Below are 16,716 nucleotides of genomic sequence, written 5' to 3' on the forward strand. Positions count from 1 at the left end.
TGGAGGGACATGACTTCAGTCCATCATTTGCAAGGCGTTGGAGCGGCAGCCGCCAGTTTACTTGAGAAACTTCATCTGTTTAATACAGACGATTTGTTGTTTCATTTGCCTCGTGATTACGAAGATCGTAGCACGGTTATTGCGATGAACCAACTCGTGGTCGGTCGTACCTACCTGCTAGAGGGATGGGTAAAATCAGTTGACTTTCCACCAGGAAAACGAAAATCCGTGGCTGCACTGGTCCAAGATGATTTTGGTAAAGTGACTTTACGATTTTATTATCTATATGAAGGTTTGACCGATAAACTCACCCCGGGAAATCGCTTACGAATATTTGGTGAAGTACGCGTTGGTGCACGTGGGTTAGAACTGTATCATCCTGAAATACAAGTTATTCGAGAGCATACCCCGCTCCCGAAAACTCAACTGACTGCCATTTATCCGAGCACCGAAGGGCTAACTCAGACCAAGTTAAGAGACTATATTAAACAGGCCTTGGCGCAGTTTAGCGACCAACTGCCTGAGCTTTTGCCAGAGAAGTTTACCAATGGCTATGCTTTAAAAGAAGCATTGCACTACATTCATGAACCACCACTCAATGCCAATATGCAACAGCTGGCGCAAGGATCTCATCCTGCACAGCAGCGTTTGATCTTTGAAGAGCTGGTAGCACATCAAATCAGTTTGCTGACCCGCCGTGCCTATATTCGCCAGATTGCCGCCCCACCCTTTGCCTACAGTCAGGTTTTGGCTAAAGCTTTACTGGCACAGCTACCGTTTCATATGACGCAAGCCCAAAAGCGGGTATCTCATGAAATTGCCAAAGATTTGCAGCGCCCCGAGCCGATGCTGCGGCTGGTACAAGGTGATGTCGGTGCAGGTAAAACCTTGGTGGCTGCTGTGGCTGCTTGCCATGCGCTGGAAGCAGAGTGGCAAGTTGCGCTGATGGCACCCACTGAAATTCTGGCCGAACAGCATTATCTGAATTTTAAACGCTGGTTTGAACCCTTAAATATTCAAGTGGCATGGTTATCTGGCAAACAAAAGGGCAAAGCCCGCGCACAGGCCGAACAATTGATTCAAACTGGTCAAGCGCAGTTGGTGGTCGGAACACATGCTCTATTTCAAGACAATGTCGAATTTGCCAAACTTGGCTTGGTGATTATCGATGAACAACATCGCTTTGGAGTCGATCAGCGTTTGGCGCTGCGCAATAAAGGTGTCGATCATCTGACCCCGCATCAGTTAGTGATGACCGCCACACCAATTCCACGTACTCTCGCCATGAGCGCTTATGGAGATCTGGATACCTCGGTGATTGATGAACTTCCCCCGGGACGAACACCGATTCAGACCGTAACCATTCCACTCGATCGACGCGAAGAAGTACTCAATCGAATTGCCAATAACTGTAAAGACGGCAAACAGGCCTATTGGGTGTGCACACTGGTAGAGCAATCTGAAACACTAGATGCGCAGGCAGCGCAAGCCACCTATGAGGAAATTTTGTCGCGCTTTCCCGAGCTTAAGGTGGGATTGGTACATGGCAAAATGAAAGCAGACGAAAAGCAGACAGTCATGGCTGCATTTAAAGCCAACGAATTGCAATTACTGATCGCCACCACTGTAATTGAAGTGGGCGTCGATGTGCCGAATGCCTCGATTATGGTGATTGAAAATGCAGAGCGGCTAGGCTTATCGCAGCTGCATCAGTTACGTGGCCGAGTAGGACGTGGCGCTCAAGCGAGTTTTTGTGTGTTGCTTTACAAGCATCCACTGTCTCAAAATGGTCAAGAACGTTTGTCTATCTTACGTGAAAGCAATGATGGCTTTGTGATTGCCGAAAAAGACCTTGAGCTGCGTGGTCCGGGAGAACTTCTCGGCACCAAACAAACCGGTGACATGAATTTTCGTGTGGCCAAACTGGAGCGAGATGATCATCTTCTTACGCAGGCGCATTATGTCGCGGGGCAAATGCTCAGTGATTATCCGGAACAGGCCGATGCGCTACTAAGACGCTGGTTGCCAGAAGCGCCGCGATATGCCTATGTTTAAGGCAGTGTATCATTCATTACACACGCTCTGGCAGCACACGCGACATTGTCCGCTGTGCGGTCATTCTGCCGCACACAGTCCATACGTCATTTGCACAGATTGCTGGCAAGATCTGCCGTGGCTCAATGATTCGGTGCTGCGCCATGAATTGAACATTCAGGCAGCATGTGAATATGCCGACCCGATCAATCAGATTGTGCAGCAATTTAAATACCATGAAAAACTGCATCATCAGCGCTTACTCACGCAACTGATTTTGCAACTTCCCTTACCGCGGGTTCAGGCCATTGTGCCAATGCCGATTTCGACAGCGCGGCTTTGTGAACGCGGTTATAATCAAGCGATGCTGATTGCTGAGGGTGTCGCCAAACAGCTTAACCTTCCAATATGGCAACCCGTGCTGCGTCGGGCTGAACACACACAAAAAGGCTTAAGCCGATTAGAGCGCATCGCGAGTATTGAGCAGCAATTCGTACCCGATTTGCGTGTGCGCACTCGCTTTCGGCGGGTCATGATTATCGATGATGTAGTCACGACAGGCAGCTCAATTTACGCCTTGTCTCAAGCACTCACCACATTAGGATGCCAACGCATTTATCCGGTCTGTGTCGCTGCGGCCTCTGTTTCACGTGAAGCCAGATAATTCACACACCACGGTAAAACTATTTCACGGGTTAGCGGTGCAAGAGGCGTGTGCTGGTCATCTACACTTATCCACTTCATCTGAGCAATTTCGGCTTGAATCTGTGGCTGTCCTTCTAGCTGCAATAAGTATACATCTGCAATCAAGCTGTGATCTGGCTCATTGGCTGCCTGAGTTTCAAAACGACCCAAGCTCTGCACAATGTGGCTATGACATCCGGTTTCTTCAAAGGTTTCACGTATAATCGCCGCTTCACTGGATTCGTTGGCTTCAAGCTTGCCACCCACTTGCATAAAAAACGTGGTATTGCGTTTTCGTACCAGTAAAAGCTGCTGATCATCATTGAAAATAATCGCAGCAGCCACCCGAATGGTTTTCGTAGTCAGATTATCGCTCACGGATGAACCTTGGCATGTTCGCCCCATTTTGGCATGGCGGGTTGATAGTGTTCAAACTGCTCTAAAATACTCTGAATATCATCTGATGCAATCAGCTTCTCGACAAAACGTGACTGAGTGAATCCGTTATCGACGGTGCCCTGAATCATGTTTAAAAGTGCATCGTAAAAACCCTGCACATTTAAAAAGGCACATGGTTTTTGATGAATACCCAGCTGTGCCCATGTCCATTGCTCAAAAATCTCTTCAAGTGTACCTGCGCCACCCGGTAAAGCGATAAAACCATCCGAAAGCTCGGCCATTTTGGTTTTACGCTCATGCATATTTTTTACCACATGTAGTTCGGTTAAATGCGGATGTGCCAACTCACGATCGACCAATGCAGTTGGAATCACGCCAATTACGCGCCCGCCAGCCTGCAACGCCGAGTCTGCAACAACACCCATAAGTCCCGAACGACCACCACCATACACCAGCGTTTTGCCTTGCTGGGCAATCAGTTGCCCAGTCGCTTGCGCCGCTTGAATAAACACAGGATCAGTACCAACAGCAGAACCACAAAAAATACAAACTGAATTCATAGATTTTTTACCATGTTGTGAAGTTGTCATGCTTACAAAGTAAGCTTTAGAAAGATTTTTTTCAAAATTAACGCAACAACGAGTGTTTTTGACCTAATCCTTGTCTAAAATACACGCATTCATTTACCCCCGTACTGCGCAAGGGAGAAAAGACATTATGCTTGAAGCCTTTTATGCCACAGAGCGCGGTAGTCTGGAAGATGCCACCATCAATGGTGGATTCGATCTGCATCCAGAATTGGTCTGGATTGACCTCATTGCACCCTCTCAAGAAGAACAACAATGGGTACTCGATGCATATGATCGTAATTTACCTACACTGAAATCTCTCGAAGACATTTCTTCATCTGCTCGATTCTACCGCGATGACGATGGAATTTTGCATATCAGTACTTATTTTTTAACGAAAAATAAAAACTATCAAGTTGACGGTGATACCGAAGACAGCAGCAATATTTTGGCGATGGTACAAACTGTCGCATTTATTTTGCATAAAGACCGCCTGTTTACTTTGCGTGGTGAAAAACTGGTGGCGTTTCGGGCCTTTCGTGCCCGTGCGCGGCGTAATGACTATGATATGGATTATAAAGATCCGACATGGATATTACTGGGTTTACTCGAAGCCAAACTAGACGAACTTGCGGATATCTTGGAAGATATCCACAAGGACCTTGAAAAATACTCCACAGAAGTCCTGAATAATCATCATCGCGAACAGATGCTGGATCTCGACGACATGATTACCCGTCTGGCTCAACAAGAAGACGTGTTGGGAAAAGCCCAGCTGTGTCTGATTGATTTACGCCGTGTATTAACCTTTTTAGCACGTCCGCGCGCGCTGGGCAGTCATATTTATGATGCCGATATTCGCGAGCTCAGCGAAGATGTTCGCTCGCTGGTCGAACACGATGCCTTCTTGTTTCAAAAGGTGCGTTTCTTACTCGACACCACGTCTGGTTTCATTAACACCGAACAGAACGATACGATTCGTCGCTTCTCGATCTTGCCAAGTATGCTAGCGCCACCGATGCTGGTGGCGAGTATCTACGGCATGAATACACAAGAATTGCCCTTTGCACATGGCGCCATGAGCTTTTTAGTGGTTGCCATGATCATTATGGTGTCATTTGTTGGGCCAATGATTTATTTCCGCTGGAAAAAATGGATTTAAAAAAAGCACTGCCATGGCAGTGCTTTTTCTGTTTTTGAAACTGGCTCAAATCAGTACCAAATCATCTTGCAGATGCGAGGCTTGAATGATCTTGAGCATTTTTGCAGGTACATCTTGAAAATGCAGCCCCTGTGCCTGAGGTGTCGAGCGAAGCCACTGAATTAGCACCGCCAAGGCCAAGGTATTGCCATTTTTCAACTGACTCAGATTCACCACCAAAGGAAAAGTCGAGTGCTGGGCAATCAGTTGATGCCCTTGCTCACACATGGCCTGTGCATTGTCAAAGTCGATTTGCCCAGAAACGACCAACTGCTGATCTAGAAACTGAATCACGTTAAACCTGCATTATTTCTTTTTGACTGCGGCATCCGCATCTGGCTGGAAGTTCGCAATGGCTTTATCAAGATCACCACCGTTACGCTTCACGGTTGCCGCAAACTGGTTACGGAACTGCAAGCCTAGATCGATACCAGAAACATTGATGTTACGAATTTTCCATTGTGACCCTTTGTCTGCCAACTGGAACGACACTGGAATTTTTTCACCGTTGTTATTGAAGTCTAGCGTTACAACAGGATTTTTACTTCCGGTTTCTTTGTATGGACGCATGGTATAAGACTGGTTGCTGTACTTCGCAAAAGCCGTACCGTAATTTTCAATCAGTGTTTCACGGAAGTTATTTTCAAACTGCGCACGCTGAGCCGCATTACTGTATTGATTGGTTGCATAAGTGCCCATAACAATACGAGTAAAGGCTTGTGAGTCAATATACGGATCAAGGTTTTGACGAACGATCGCTTTGACCGCCGCTGGATTGTTTTGCAATTTGGCATGATCGGTTTTCAAACGTGTAATCAGGCCATCTGCAACACGTTTAATAAACGCTGGCGGTGCTTCAGCGGGTGCAGCAAAAGCTGTTCCCATCAACATTGAAGATAAAACACTTGCGGTGAGCGTTTGCTTAAATAATGTATTCATGTGCATGCTTCCTAATAATTACTCGGTAAATGACGGCTGTGCTTCAGAAGAAGCTGGCTCGGCCGTATTGCCCGTAGAGTTTGTTGATGATTTACCGGCACCACCCGTAATAAATTTGCTAATTAGATCTTCAAGATCCATTGTACCTTGGGTATTTGAAATTGCTTCACCACGCTTGAGGTAGTTCAGACCACCACCCGGCACGATCTTGAGATACTTCTCACCCAATAACCCATTTGTCGATACCATAATGTAAGCATCTTCATCGATACTGGTGATGGATTTCATGTTATTAATTAGTTGCTGTTCCATCGTTTTTTGTTGTGCTGGAGCAGCAGCTTGATAGTCTGCGCTGTAACGCAGTTCCTCAAGTGCATTTTTCTCAACCGTTTTAAGTTGCTGTGCATTGAATGTAGTGAGTTTGCCATCTAAATCAAATGAAACAGTAGCTAAGCGGGTCACTGGGTCAAGCGTAATAGACTCAACCCGCCCAATGGTCACGCCGCTCATGGTGACTTTGGCACGCGGCTTTAAACCGTTGACATTGTCAAACTGCGCGGTCATTTTATACGGATCGCTAAGATTAGTCCCAGCAAGGCCACTCACTTTCATGGCTAAAAAGAACAATGCCACACCGAAAATAATCACAAATATTCCGACGGCCAGCTCACTTGTACGTGATTTCATTAAATACCTCCGAACATGACCGCAGTCAAAACAAAATCTGAACCCAGTACACACAATGACGAATACACCACCGTTCGCGTCATTGAGGTAGCAATCCCCTCAGGCGTTGGATCGCATGCATAGCCTTGATAGACTGCAATCCAAGTACATACCAGAGCAAATACGATACTTTTAATAATGCCATTGACGACATCGTGACCAAACTGGACATTGCTTTGCATACCACTCCAGAAAGAACCTTCATCGACGCCCAGAAAATCAACCCCCACCATTTTGCCGCCTAAAATTCCGATGGCAGCAAAAATCACGGTAAGCATCGGCAAACTCACAATTCCAGCCCAAAGACGTGGCGAGACAATTTGCTTAAGTGGATCGACACCGATCATTTCCATACTCGCCAATTGCTCGCTCTGTTTCATCGAGCCAATTTCCGCAGTCAGTGCAGAACCTGCTCGACCGGCAAAAAGTAATGCAGCTACAACAGGTGCCAGTTCACGCAGCAAGGTCAAAGACACCATGGTGCCCAGCATTGCTTCACTGCCTACATTTACTAAAATTGAGTAGCCTTGTAAGCCGATAACCAAGCCAATAAACAAGCCCGAGACGGTAATGATCAACAATGACATAACCCCTACACGGTACATCTGGTAAATAAACCGAGAAAAACCGCCAGAAGATGGCATGGAAAATAAAATCTGCAATAGCATCAGGGCCGCAACACCAATCCCTCGAACGCGCTCTATCACAAGCCGGCCCAGCCAAGCGATCGCATTCATGGCGATACCTCTTTATCTAAATAAGCGCGCTGACTAAATTGATATTCGACAGGCCCTTCAGCTGATCCTGTCAGGAACTGTTTCACATAGGCCGAAGCATTCGATTGCAATGCTTCGGGTGTGCCTTCACCCTGAATCTTGCCTTCTGCAACCACGTAAATATAGTCTGCAATCGATAAAGTTTCAGGTACATCATGCGAAACAATAATGGTGGTCAGATCAAGTGCTTCACGCAAAGATCGGATTAAGCGAGTTAACACACCTTTGACAATCGGATCTTGGCCAGCAAAAGGCTCATCGTACATAATCAGATCTGGATCGAGCGCAATTGCACGTGCCAGCGCAACGCGTCGATTCATCCCCCCAGAAAGCTCGGTTGGCATCAAGTGCTCTGCTCCACGCAGGCCAACCGACTCCAGCTTTAGCCCCACGAGTTCGGCAATCAGATGCTCAGGCAGTTTGGTGTGCGCTCGAATAGGGAACGCAACATTTTCATAGACGGACATATCGGTAAATAAAGCACCGCTTTGGAACAACATTCCCATTCGGGCGCGCGCCGCAAAGAGTTCGTGACGTGTCATGCTGGCAATATTTTTACCGTCTAGTAAAACTTGTCCTTGATCTGGACTCAGCTGCCCACCAATCAGACGCAACAAAGTCGTCTTACCTGTTCCTGACGGCCCCATAATCGCTGTAATCTGACCACGACGAATAGACAAACTAATGTTGTCATAAATGATACGATCGCCGCGATTGAAACTTAGATTTTGGACGTCAATTAAAGCGTCAGAAAAGGATGACGTTAAATTATTCATAGCAGAGTAGATTCCTGCATTTTTTTAAGCTTGCATAATATAGCACTGAAACTGCTCAGGATTGTTATTATTTTGACAATGCAGCGTTTCATTCATCCGGGTGATGTTGCTGAAAAAGCACCGACAAAACGCGTATTAATCTTGGTAAAAATAATAAGAGAAATAGAAAATATTACATAACATCAAGACAAAACTTAAGCACGGCAACCACCAAGCGCGTGTCATAAGCGCCTTAATGAAGCCTGAGCTATGGTGATGTTTTTGATTACGCATTTATACAAAATTTCTTGATATGATTCTCAATATTGATCATTTTACACAGTTTTATCACAATAAAAAAGCTGGCCGAAGCCAGCTTTTTATTTACTTTTGTGAATTAACGGTCGTTTTTGCGACGACGATCACCTGATTCACGATTGAAAAATTCTTCTTTCGTACCACGATTTGGACGGTCTTCGCCACCAAAGCTACGTTTTGGACGATCTTCACCACCGAAGCTACGCTTTGGACGGTCATCACCAAAAGAGCGCTGTGGACGATCACCAAAACCACCTTCACGACGTGCAGGACGGTCACCAAAGTCACGCTTAGGACGATCACCAAAACCGCCTTCACGACGTGGCTTGTAATCTACGCGATTGCCACGGTTGTCATCGTTTGAATCGAAACGCGGTTTATCGTTGAAGCCACCTTCACGGCGTGGACGATCTGAATTAAATTCGCGACGCGGACGATCTTCACCACCAAAGCTACGCTTTGGACGGTCATCAAAACCACCTTCACGGCGTGGACGATCTGAGTTAAATTCGCGACGTGGACGATCTTCACCACCGAAGCTACGCTTTGGACGGTCGTCAAAACCGCCTTCACGGCGTGGACGATCTGAGTTAAATTCGCGACGCGGACGGTCTTCACCACCAAACGGACGCTCACCACGTGGGCTATCATCGAAGCTACGACGTGGGCGATCATCACGACCACCTTCGCGACGTTTGAAGTTACCTTCACCTTCAAAACGACGACCGCCGCCACCAAAGCTACGACCACCGCCATCACGACCGCCACGGCCATTACCGCCGCGACCACGGCCACCACCATCACGGCCTGAACGTGCAGGCGGTGGAGATGGCTCAAGACCTTCAATTTCAGAAACGCTTAAACGCGCATCTAGGTAGTCTTCAAGCGCACGAATCTTGCCACGCTCGCGGTAAGTTGCAAGTGTAATAGCTTGACCAGTACGACCTGCACGGCCAGTACGGCCAATACGGTGAACGTAATCTTCATGCTTCATTGGTAAGCCGAAGTTGATCACGTGTGAAATAGTTGGTACATCTAGACCACGTGCTGCTACGTCAGTTGCAACCAAGATTTTTGCTTTACCTTCACGGATGCTGCGCAAACGACGGTTACGTACGGTTTGTGGCATTGCACCGTGCAAAGCAACAACTGAATGACCCGCTTCAGCAAGTTCTTCAGCTAACATGTCAGTGTCTTCTTGCGTGCTTGCAAACACAACAGCCTGATCCATTTTTTCATCACTTAACCAATGGGTAAGCAATTTTTTCTTGTGCTCAAAACCATCTGTCCAGTGAAGTGTTTGGGTAATATCAGTGTTGGTCGAATGACCCGTTTCAATGGCAATACGTTGTGGATCTTGCATCATGCATTCAGCAAGACGAATGATACGATCTGCAAATGTTGCAGAGAACATTAGAGTCTGCTTACGGTTAGCAGCCAATTCGCTAATCGCTTCTAGGTCTTCAGAGAAACCAAGATCAAGCATACGGTCAGCTTCATCAACAATTAACGCATCAACTTTATCAAGTTTAAGTTGACGACGGTTAACCAAGTCAAGCAAACGACCTGGCGTTGCAACAACTACTTGAGCGCCTTTAAGTTGCTGGATTTGCTTAGCAAAAGGCATACCGCCCATGATTGCAGCAATACGTACGCCTTTCATGTGGCGAACAAATGCAATCGCATCTTGACTGACTTGCTGTGCAAGTTCACGCGTTGGTGAAATGACAAGAATATTCGGTTGAGTTACGGCGCGCATACGTTCTTTAAATGGAAGGAACGTATCTTGACCCGCAAGTGCATGAAGTGTTGGCAACAAAAATGCTGCAGTTTTACCAGAACCAGTTTGGCTAGAAACTAAAAGATCTTTACCTTCTAAAGCAGCAGGAATTGCTTGTTCTTGAACAGGAGTCGGGCTAGTAAAACCAAGATCCTGTAGTGCATTTTGTAGAGATTCGTGTAGAGAGAAATCGGCAAAAGTTTTGCTCATAGAGAGTTTCACCCTAATGGGTGCTCCATTTTAATAAATACAAATATGGACATCGACAAAAGGCGGCACGGCATCTTAGGCTGAATAATATGAAATTCAGCAGCAATCCGAATAACGACGATGTAGACTATACGCACGCATGATTACGGCCGGAACCTGAAGAATCGCTGAGCGATTTGGGCGCAATGAATGGTCCTCTCTATGGACAGCGTGCGCATACAATGAATAGAACAGAATGTTCAGGTAATGAACGGAAATTTAAGTGCGTTGCGAGATTATAGCAGAAACTTTTTAAAAGTCACCTTATTTCTCAGTTTTTTCATAATATGTTCTTTTTTGAGGCCTTTAAATGGTCCATCTGGTAAAAAAACACCCTCATCAAGAGGGTGTTTTTTTAAGTAAACTCAACCACATGGCGATTATTTCGCCATTTCACCCCATGCAGGCACTACGGTTTGCATCAGTGGTTTAAGCATTTTCATTGAGGTCGCAAGCACTTGACCATTCTCAAACGAATCATGTCCACCGCGTGCATCCACCATAACGCCGCCAGCTTCTTTTACAATCAGCTCACCTGCAGCGATATCCCACGGTTTTAGGCCTACTTCAAAGAAACCATCAAAACGGCCCGCAGCCACATAGGCCAAATCGAGTGCAGCAGAACCTGCACGGCGGATGTGAGCACCTGCTTTAGTGACTGCAAGCAATGATGCAAAATGTTGCTCGGCATAAGAAACGATTTCACCATTACGTTTAGCACGGTATGGGTGGCCTACAGCCAAGAACGTATTTTCTAAATTTTCACGAACATTTACGCGGATACGGCGCTGGTTCATGACCGCACCACGACCACGACTTGCAGAGAACATTTCGTCGCGTACAGGATCGTAGATCACACCGTGCTGGGTCACACCTTTGTGCTGAACTGCAATTGAAATACAAAAATGAGGGAAACCATTGATAAAGTTTTGTGTGCCATCCAGCGGGTCAATCACCCAGCACCAGTCTGCATCATGGCCTTTGCCTTCTTGCAGACCAAACTCTTCGCCCAAGAAGCTATGGTTTTTGTAACTTTTACGAAGGGTATCGATCGTGAGTTGCTCGAGATAACGGTCAACGCGCGTTACCGGACCTTCAATGCCTTTCTCTTCAACTTGTAGGTCGAGCTTGTGACGATTCTGATGTGCTTTTAAAAGCTCTTGACCAACTAATTGAGCCGCTCGCGCAGCCATAACCACCATAGGTTCCATTGAACACCCACTACAAATTTGAAGATTTTGACAAAGAATAATGCATAAAAGCGCGGCAATTCTATCAAATTGCCGCGCCTTTTGGTAAATAAATTCGAGTTTTTTTAGTGGAATGTGTTTAAACCGCTTGTACAATCCTCAACCAAGCCTTTTCAATTGCGTTTTGGATCCCCTCAGCATCCAATCCACAATTTTTTAGCATCTGGGCATGTGTAGCTTGATGAATGAAAGTATCTGGTAATCCCAAATTCAAAACAGGCTTCAAGATTTGCGCCTGAGCCAAGTACTCATTGACTGCACTGCCTGCACCAGCCATGACCGCATGCTCTTCAACCGTCACAAATAAATGCGTGCGTTCAGCCAGATCGCGAATGATTTGCTCATCAAGCGGTTTGACAAAACGCATATTGACCACAGATACGCCTACATCATATTTTTGCGTCAATTGTTGTGCTGCCTCGACTGCAACAGCAACGCGGCTTCCAAATGCTAAAATCGTGATTTGCTCATCGTGAGTCGTACTTGACTCAAAGACCGCCTCAGCCTTACCGATTTCCAGTTTGCTCAGATTTGACTGAATCTCAACGCCTAAGCCTGCACCACGCGGATAGCGTACCGCAGCCGGGCCTGGATACTCATAAGCGGTATGCAGCATTTGGCGGCACTCGTTTTCATCTTTAGGCGCCATGATGATCAGATTTGGCACTGTACGCATGTAAGCATAATCGTATGCACCTGCATGTGTCGGACCATCTTCACCGACAAGTCCCGCACGATCAATACCAAACGTCACATCCAGATTTTGTAACGCCACATCATGAACCAGCTGATCATAACCACGCTGTAAGAAAGTCGAATAAATTGCCACAACAGGTTTAAGCCCTTCACAGGCCATGCCAGCAGCCAACGTGACCGCATGCTGCTCGGCAATCGCCACATCAAAAAAACGCTCCGGATACTGCTGAGCAAATTTGACCATACCCGAACCTTCACACATCGCTGGCGTAATTGCCATTAAGCGTGAGTCTTGCGCCGCTTCATCACATAACCACTGTCCGAATACATCAGAATATTTAGGCGGTGATTTCTTGGCTGGCGCGGTGGTCACAGGCGCGACTTTACTAATCGCATGATAAGTAATCGGATCGGCTTCGGCCGGGATAAAACCTTTGCCTTTTTTGGTATATACGTGAATTAAACGTGGCCCTTTGCGTTTTTTCAGGGCATGGAACACATCAACAAGCTGATTGACATCATGGCCATCAAAGGGACCGAAATAATCAAAGCCAATCGCTTTAAATAAGTTATCAGCTGCATCGGTGGCCGACTGATGCAGGCGTGAATTATAGGTCCACTGCGGATGCGGCTGGACATAAGCCTGCCCCTCTGCATCGATATTGACCAAATGACCTTTTTCCCAAATGGCAGCCAAGTGTTTGGCAAAACCACCGGTACTACATGAAATCGACATGTCGTTATCGTTGAGGACGACAATCAGATCTGCGTTGTGAGCGACGGCATCATTCATGGCTTCAAATGCCATACCTGCAGTCATGGCACCGTCGCCTACAATACTGACCACCTCACACGGATTTTTTTGGTAGCGGCGTGCCAGTGACATGCCCAAACCTGCGGAAATTGCAGTAGACGAATGCCCGACACCAAAGGTATCAAATACCGATTCTTCGCGTGCAGGAAAAGCCGCAAGACCATTTTGTGCACGAATAGTCGTCAGTTGTTCACGACGACCTGTAAGTGCTTTGTGCGGATAGGCCTGATGTCCTACATCCCAAATGAGACGGTCATTTGGTGTATTAAAACAATAGTGTAGAGCAACCGTTAATTCGATCACGCCCAAATTGGCACCAAAGTGGCCGCCACTTTGACCTGCCGCATACAAGATAAACTGACGCAACTCATCAGCCACCTGTGTCAGTTGGCTAGGTTCGAGCTGACGTAATTGTTGCGGATGATTAATTTCATCTAACAATGGCGTAACAGGACGGTGAGTTGGAATTTCGGTATACAACATATGTGGCAAAGCCTTTTTAAGCCTGGCAAATCCTAAGCTGGGTAAATGGGAATTCGATACGCATATCGAATTAAATCACCTTCAATCAGCCACATTTCTAACGATGCAGTATTGAGCACAACTAACATGTGCTTAGGGTGGCGTAGATTATCCTGAATAATCTCACAATTTATCAACCATTATTGTCCGCTTTCTAAAAAAAAGAAAAGGTTCTGAATAATTTCGACATGACAATTCTACCAATCTCTAAGCATTACGCTATACTTTAGCCGATTTCATTGACCTAAAGATGAGTAATTTGTGGCTATTGAGTTTGTCGCGACCTCTAAACTACCGACCCAATTTGGTGACTTCAATATTTCAGTCTTTCAAGATCCTGTAACGGGCGAAGAGCACGTTGCATTGTCTAAAGGCTTAGAGTCACCACCGACGGCGCCAGTGCTGGTGCGTATTCACTCAGAATGCCTCACTGGCGATGCATTTGCATCGCTCAAATGTGATTGTGGTCCACAGCTGCAAGCTACACAGAAACTGATCAATCAAGCAGGTCAGGGTGTGATTTTGTATTTACGTCAGGAAGGCCGTGGCATTGGATTGACCAATAAAATCCGTGCCTATGCACTGCAAGATCAGGGACACGATACCGTAGATGCCAATTTACTGTTGAACCTACCTGCCGATGCACGCCGCTACGACATGTGTACCATCATGCTAGATCATTTACAGATCAAGCAGGTCAAGCTGATTACCAACAACCCACTCAAACTGAATGCGCTAACCGATCTTGGCATTGATATTACCGAACGTGTTGCTCTCACAGTGGGCAAAAATCCGTTTAACGAGCAATACCTTAAAACCAAAAAAGAGCGTATGTCTCACCTCTATCAAAAAGATGACTTCTAAGCGATAGATCATTGAAATTGACGCTTGAGTCATTTTTGGCTCAAAATCCCTTACTTTTTTTAAGGTTTTATGTTTTGATGATCAGACGCGTTTAAGTTTTTATTTGAGGCACAGCATGCAACATCCAACTTCAGACGATATTCAACGGGTCCGTGAGTTTCTTCTCGATCTTCAAGCACGTATTTGTAGCCGCCTTGAACAGCAAGAACAGCTTGGGGGAGGAAGTGCGACGTTTGTGATTGATGATTGGGAACGTCCAGAAGGTGGCGGTGGCCGATCTCGGGTGTTGCAAAATGGTGACGTAATTGAAAAAGGTGGTGTGATGTTTTCACACATCAACATCTCTCAACTGCCCGCCTCTGCTACGGCACGCCATCCTCAAATTGCCGGTGCCAAAGCGCAGGCGCTTGGCGTATCACTGGTTATCCATCCTAAAAATCCGAATATTCCGACTTCACATGCCAATGTACGCTTGTTTGTGGCTCAGCCTGAAGGACATGATCCGATCTGGTGGTTTGGTGGCGGATTCGATTTAACCCCGTTTTATCCAAATGATCAGGATGTCCAACACTGGCATCAAACAGCATTTGATTTGTGCCAACCTTTTGGCGATGGTGTATATGCCGAGCATAAGCAATGGTGTGATGACTATTTTTATTTAAAGCATCGTGATGAACAGCGTGGTGTGGGTGGTTTATTTTTTGATGATTTGAATGCTTGGGATTTCGATACCTGTTTTACTTATATGCAGGCCGTAGGTAACGGTTATCTGGATGCGATCTTGCCAATTTTTGAGCGCAATCGTGATAAGCCCTACACACCAGCGCAACGTGATTTTCAGCTTTATCGTCGCGGGCGCTATGTCGAATACAATTTAGTCTATGACCGCGGCACCTTATTCGGCTTACAAACTGGGGGGCGAATTGAATCGATTTTGGTGAGCTTACCTAACCTCGCTGCATGGACCTATCGTCCTGAATGGGATCAAGATTCTGCCGAGAAAAAGCTCACCGATTACTACCTCAAACCACAAGATTGGTTAGGTCTGCTGTAATATCTCCTTGCAAATGAGACTGTTTCTTATCGAGACAGTCTCTTGTCTATTTTGAATTATCGTTTATGCTCTAACATGGAAATCCCTGATGCAGGCACTTAGGGGTTGCAAACCAAGAAAGATGCTTACAGTGTAAATCGATCCTGCATGTCATGCTTATTTCATCAAGGTTTGTTTTACTTATTCAATTCTTATGAAAAGGCTATCTCCATGTCCCATCTCTTTGAACATAATCGCGCATTGTTATTTTGGATGACCGTTGCAATCTTGATTGTTTCGTCTGTTATTACGCTCGGATTTGATAACGTCTATTCCGATGGTATCTCGATTCCAATTAACGTCTTTGCCAGTGTCGGACTATTTTTGATGATGATGACCCATGTGATCGAAGAGCTTGAGTCGATTTGTAATCCTTAAGCTCTTCAATCAACGCATTGTGACTTAACCCGCTTTGCCCGCCACAAACGGATTAAACTGTTTTTCATGACCAATGGTGCTGATCGGGCCGTGGCCTGAAATAAACTGGGTTTGATCTGGCAAGCTAAAACATTCACGCTGGATAGACGCGAGTAACTGGGCATGATCACCGCGCGGGAAATCTGTGCGCCCAATTGAGCCTTTAAACAACACATCACCTGTCCAGAGCAAATTATAGTCTGCACTATAAAACATGACATGACCTGGCGTATGCCCAGGTGCATAGCGCACTTCAAACTCAGTTTCACCGAGGGTCAGTACTTCTCCGCCCTCAAGCCATTGATCCACTCGAACTGGCTGTGGAATGGGAAAGCCATAACGCGCAGAGACTTCTTGAATCATATCGAGCCAAAAGGCATCTTCTTTGTGCGGGCCAATCACAGGCACTTGCCACAGCTGGGCAAGCTCTCCGACCGCACCTGCATGATCCAGATGCCCATGCGTGAGCCACAAGGCTTTTACTGTTAAACCCAATTCTTCAACGGTCTGTTTTAACTTTTGAGCTTCACCGCCCGCATCAATCAGCACAGCCTCTTTACTTTCACTGTCCCACAAAATTGAGCAGTTCTGCGCAAAGGCCGTAACCGGCACGATTTTCACTTGTAACAT

The 16,716-nt window shown here is 46.2% G+C and carries 17 protein-coding genes; 6 read left to right on the forward strand and 11 right to left on the reverse strand.

Going from position 1 to position 16,716, the window contains the following annotated elements; genetic code table 11:
- Positions 1-9: 9 nt before the first annotated feature.
- A complete protein-coding gene (recG, locus tag QLG00_RS14915; protein WP_282471305.1) occupies positions 10-2,055 on the forward strand; it encodes an ATP-dependent DNA helicase RecG in 2,046 nt (681 codons plus the stop codon).
- Positions 2,042-2,698, forward strand: a complete 657-nt coding sequence (locus tag QLG00_RS14920; RefSeq protein WP_282471306.1) for a ComF family protein — start codon at positions 2,042-2,044, stop codon at positions 2,696-2,698. Before recG ends, QLG00_RS14920 begins: the two co-directional genes overlap by 14 nt.
- On the opposite strand, the gene QLG00_RS14925 is transcribed toward QLG00_RS14920, so the two are convergent.
- Together QLG00_RS14925 and QLG00_RS14930 are read right to left on the reverse strand one after the other, a co-directional pair.
- Positions 2,650-3,096 carry an NUDIX domain-containing protein gene (locus QLG00_RS14925; protein WP_282471307.1) on the reverse strand — a complete coding sequence of 149 codons (447 nt, stop codon included), beginning with the start codon at positions 3,094-3,096 and terminating at the stop codon, positions 2,650-2,652. The two genes, QLG00_RS14920 and QLG00_RS14925, sit on opposite strands and share 49 nt — an antisense overlap.
- Positions 3,093-3,677 (reverse strand): TIGR00730 family Rossman fold protein, encoded by a 585-nt coding sequence (locus QLG00_RS14930; RefSeq protein ID WP_282471308.1) that lies wholly within the window; start codon positions 3,675-3,677, stop codon positions 3,093-3,095. The genes QLG00_RS14925 and QLG00_RS14930 overlap by 4 nt, the downstream gene beginning before the upstream one ends.
- 157 nt (positions 3,678-3,834) lie before the next feature.
- Between QLG00_RS14930 and QLG00_RS14935 the strand changes: the two genes are divergently transcribed.
- Complete coding sequence (locus QLG00_RS14935) at positions 3,835-4,848, forward strand: CorA family divalent cation transporter (RefSeq protein ID WP_004934494.1); 1,014 nt, start codon at positions 3,835-3,837, stop codon at positions 4,846-4,848.
- A 45-nt stretch (positions 4,849-4,893) separates the two neighbouring features.
- Here QLG00_RS14935 and QLG00_RS14940 read toward each other — a convergent pair whose 3' ends face one another.
- The 8 genes from QLG00_RS14940 to dxs form a co-directional block, all read right to left on the reverse strand.
- Positions 4,894-5,181, reverse strand: a complete 288-nt coding sequence (locus QLG00_RS14940; protein ID WP_025095677.1) for an STAS domain-containing protein — start codon at positions 5,179-5,181, stop codon at positions 4,894-4,896.
- Between the two features lie 12 nt (positions 5,182-5,193).
- Positions 5,194-5,826 (reverse strand): ABC transporter substrate-binding protein, encoded by a 633-nt coding sequence (locus QLG00_RS14945; RefSeq protein ID WP_004934488.1) that lies wholly within the window; start codon positions 5,824-5,826, stop codon positions 5,194-5,196.
- 18 nt (positions 5,827-5,844) lie between these two features.
- Positions 5,845-6,513, reverse strand: a complete 669-nt coding sequence (locus tag QLG00_RS14950; RefSeq protein WP_004934486.1) for an outer membrane lipid asymmetry maintenance protein MlaD — start codon at positions 6,511-6,513, stop codon at positions 5,845-5,847.
- Positions 6,513-7,289 (reverse strand): lipid asymmetry maintenance ABC transporter permease subunit MlaE, encoded by a 777-nt coding sequence (gene mlaE, locus QLG00_RS14955; RefSeq protein ID WP_004934483.1) that lies wholly within the window; start codon positions 7,287-7,289, stop codon positions 6,513-6,515. Before mlaE ends, QLG00_RS14950 begins: the two co-directional genes overlap by 1 nt.
- The gene (locus tag QLG00_RS14960) at positions 7,286-8,104 is read right to left on the reverse strand and encodes an ATP-binding cassette domain-containing protein (RefSeq protein ID WP_104123878.1); all 819 of its coding nucleotides are present in this window, start codon (positions 8,102-8,104) and stop codon (positions 7,286-7,288) included. Before QLG00_RS14960 ends, mlaE begins: the two co-directional genes overlap by 4 nt.
- Before the next feature lie 376 nt (positions 8,105-8,480).
- Entirely contained in the window at positions 8,481-10,391 is a 1,911-nt protein-coding gene (locus QLG00_RS14965; protein ID WP_053469630.1) for a DEAD/DEAH box helicase, read from the reverse strand.
- 419 nt (positions 10,392-10,810) lie between these two features.
- Positions 10,811-11,641 carry an inositol monophosphatase family protein gene (locus QLG00_RS14970; protein ID WP_004934467.1) on the reverse strand — a complete coding sequence of 277 codons (831 nt, stop codon included), beginning with the start codon at positions 11,639-11,641 and terminating at the stop codon, positions 10,811-10,813.
- A 118-nt stretch (positions 11,642-11,759) separates the two neighbouring features.
- On the reverse strand, positions 11,760-13,673 hold the full coding sequence (gene dxs, locus QLG00_RS14975) for a 1-deoxy-D-xylulose-5-phosphate synthase (protein WP_282471309.1): 1,914 nt from the start codon (positions 13,671-13,673) through the stop codon (positions 11,760-11,762).
- A gap of 300 nt (positions 13,674-13,973) precedes the next feature.
- Here dxs and ribA point away from each other — a divergent pair, with 300 nt between their 5' ends.
- From ribA to QLG00_RS14990, 3 genes are all read left to right on the forward strand, one after another.
- Positions 13,974-14,576, forward strand: coding sequence for a GTP cyclohydrolase II (ribA, locus tag QLG00_RS14980; RefSeq protein WP_282471310.1), 603 nt, complete (start codon positions 13,974-13,976; stop codon positions 14,574-14,576).
- A gap of 115 nt (positions 14,577-14,691) precedes the next feature.
- Positions 14,692-15,630, forward strand: a complete 939-nt coding sequence (hemF, locus tag QLG00_RS14985) for an oxygen-dependent coproporphyrinogen oxidase (RefSeq protein WP_004934458.1) — start codon at positions 14,692-14,694, stop codon at positions 15,628-15,630.
- A 210-nt stretch (positions 15,631-15,840) separates the two neighbouring features.
- The gene (locus tag QLG00_RS14990) at positions 15,841-16,047 is read left to right on the forward strand and encodes a hypothetical protein (RefSeq protein WP_004934454.1); all 207 of its coding nucleotides are present in this window, start codon (positions 15,841-15,843) and stop codon (positions 16,045-16,047) included.
- Positions 16,048-16,071: 24 nt separating this feature from the next.
- Here QLG00_RS14990 and QLG00_RS14995 read toward each other — a convergent pair whose 3' ends face one another.
- Positions 16,072-16,716, reverse strand: a complete 645-nt coding sequence (locus tag QLG00_RS14995; protein WP_004934450.1) for an MBL fold metallo-hydrolase — start codon at positions 16,714-16,716, stop codon at positions 16,072-16,074.

The sequence above is a fragment of the Acinetobacter sp. V89_7 genome (assembly GCF_029967895.1).
GTDB classification, from domain to species: Bacteria; Pseudomonadota; Gammaproteobacteria; order Pseudomonadales; family Moraxellaceae; genus Acinetobacter; species Acinetobacter soli.

Bases quoted from the DNA above. Each gene is read 5' to 3' on its own strand.
- dxs (WP_282471309.1), bottom strand. From the start codon at position 13,673: ATGTTGTATACCGAAATTCCAACTCACCGTCCTGTTACGCCATTGTTA.
- QLG00_RS14995 (WP_004934450.1), bottom strand. From the start codon at position 16,716: ATGTTACAAGTGAAAATCGTGCCGGTTACGGCCTTTGCGCAGAACTGC.
- QLG00_RS14950 (WP_004934486.1), bottom strand. From the start codon at position 6,513: ATGAAATCACGTACAAGTGAGCTGGCCGTCGGAATATTTGTGATTATT.
- QLG00_RS14920 (WP_282471306.1), top strand. From the start codon at position 2,042: ATGCCTATGTTTAAGGCAGTGTATCATTCATTACACACGCTCTGGCAG.
- recG (WP_282471305.1), top strand. From the start codon at position 10: ATGACTTCAGTCCATCATTTGCAAGGCGTTGGAGCGGCAGCCGCCAGT.
- mlaE (WP_004934483.1), bottom strand. From the start codon at position 7,289: ATGAATGCGATCGCTTGGCTGGGCCGGCTTGTGATAGAGCGCGTTCGA.
- QLG00_RS14965 (WP_053469630.1), bottom strand. From the start codon at position 10,391: ATGAGCAAAACTTTTGCCGATTTCTCTCTACACGAATCTCTACAAAAT.
- QLG00_RS14960 (WP_104123878.1), bottom strand. From the start codon at position 8,104: ATGAATAATTTAACGTCATCCTTTTCTGACGCTTTAATTGACGTCCAA.
- hemF (WP_004934458.1), top strand. From the start codon at position 14,692: ATGCAACATCCAACTTCAGACGATATTCAACGGGTCCGTGAGTTTCTT.
- QLG00_RS14970 (WP_004934467.1), bottom strand. From the start codon at position 11,641: ATGGAACCTATGGTGGTTATGGCTGCGCGAGCGGCTCAATTAGTTGGT.
- QLG00_RS14935 (WP_004934494.1), top strand. From the start codon at position 3,835: ATGCTTGAAGCCTTTTATGCCACAGAGCGCGGTAGTCTGGAAGATGCC.
- QLG00_RS14990 (WP_004934454.1), top strand. From the start codon at position 15,841: ATGTCCCATCTCTTTGAACATAATCGCGCATTGTTATTTTGGATGACC.
- QLG00_RS14930 (WP_282471308.1), bottom strand. From the start codon at position 3,677: ATGAATTCAGTTTGTATTTTTTGTGGTTCTGCTGTTGGTACTGATCCT.
- QLG00_RS14945 (WP_004934488.1), bottom strand. From the start codon at position 5,826: ATGAATACATTATTTAAGCAAACGCTCACCGCAAGTGTTTTATCTTCA.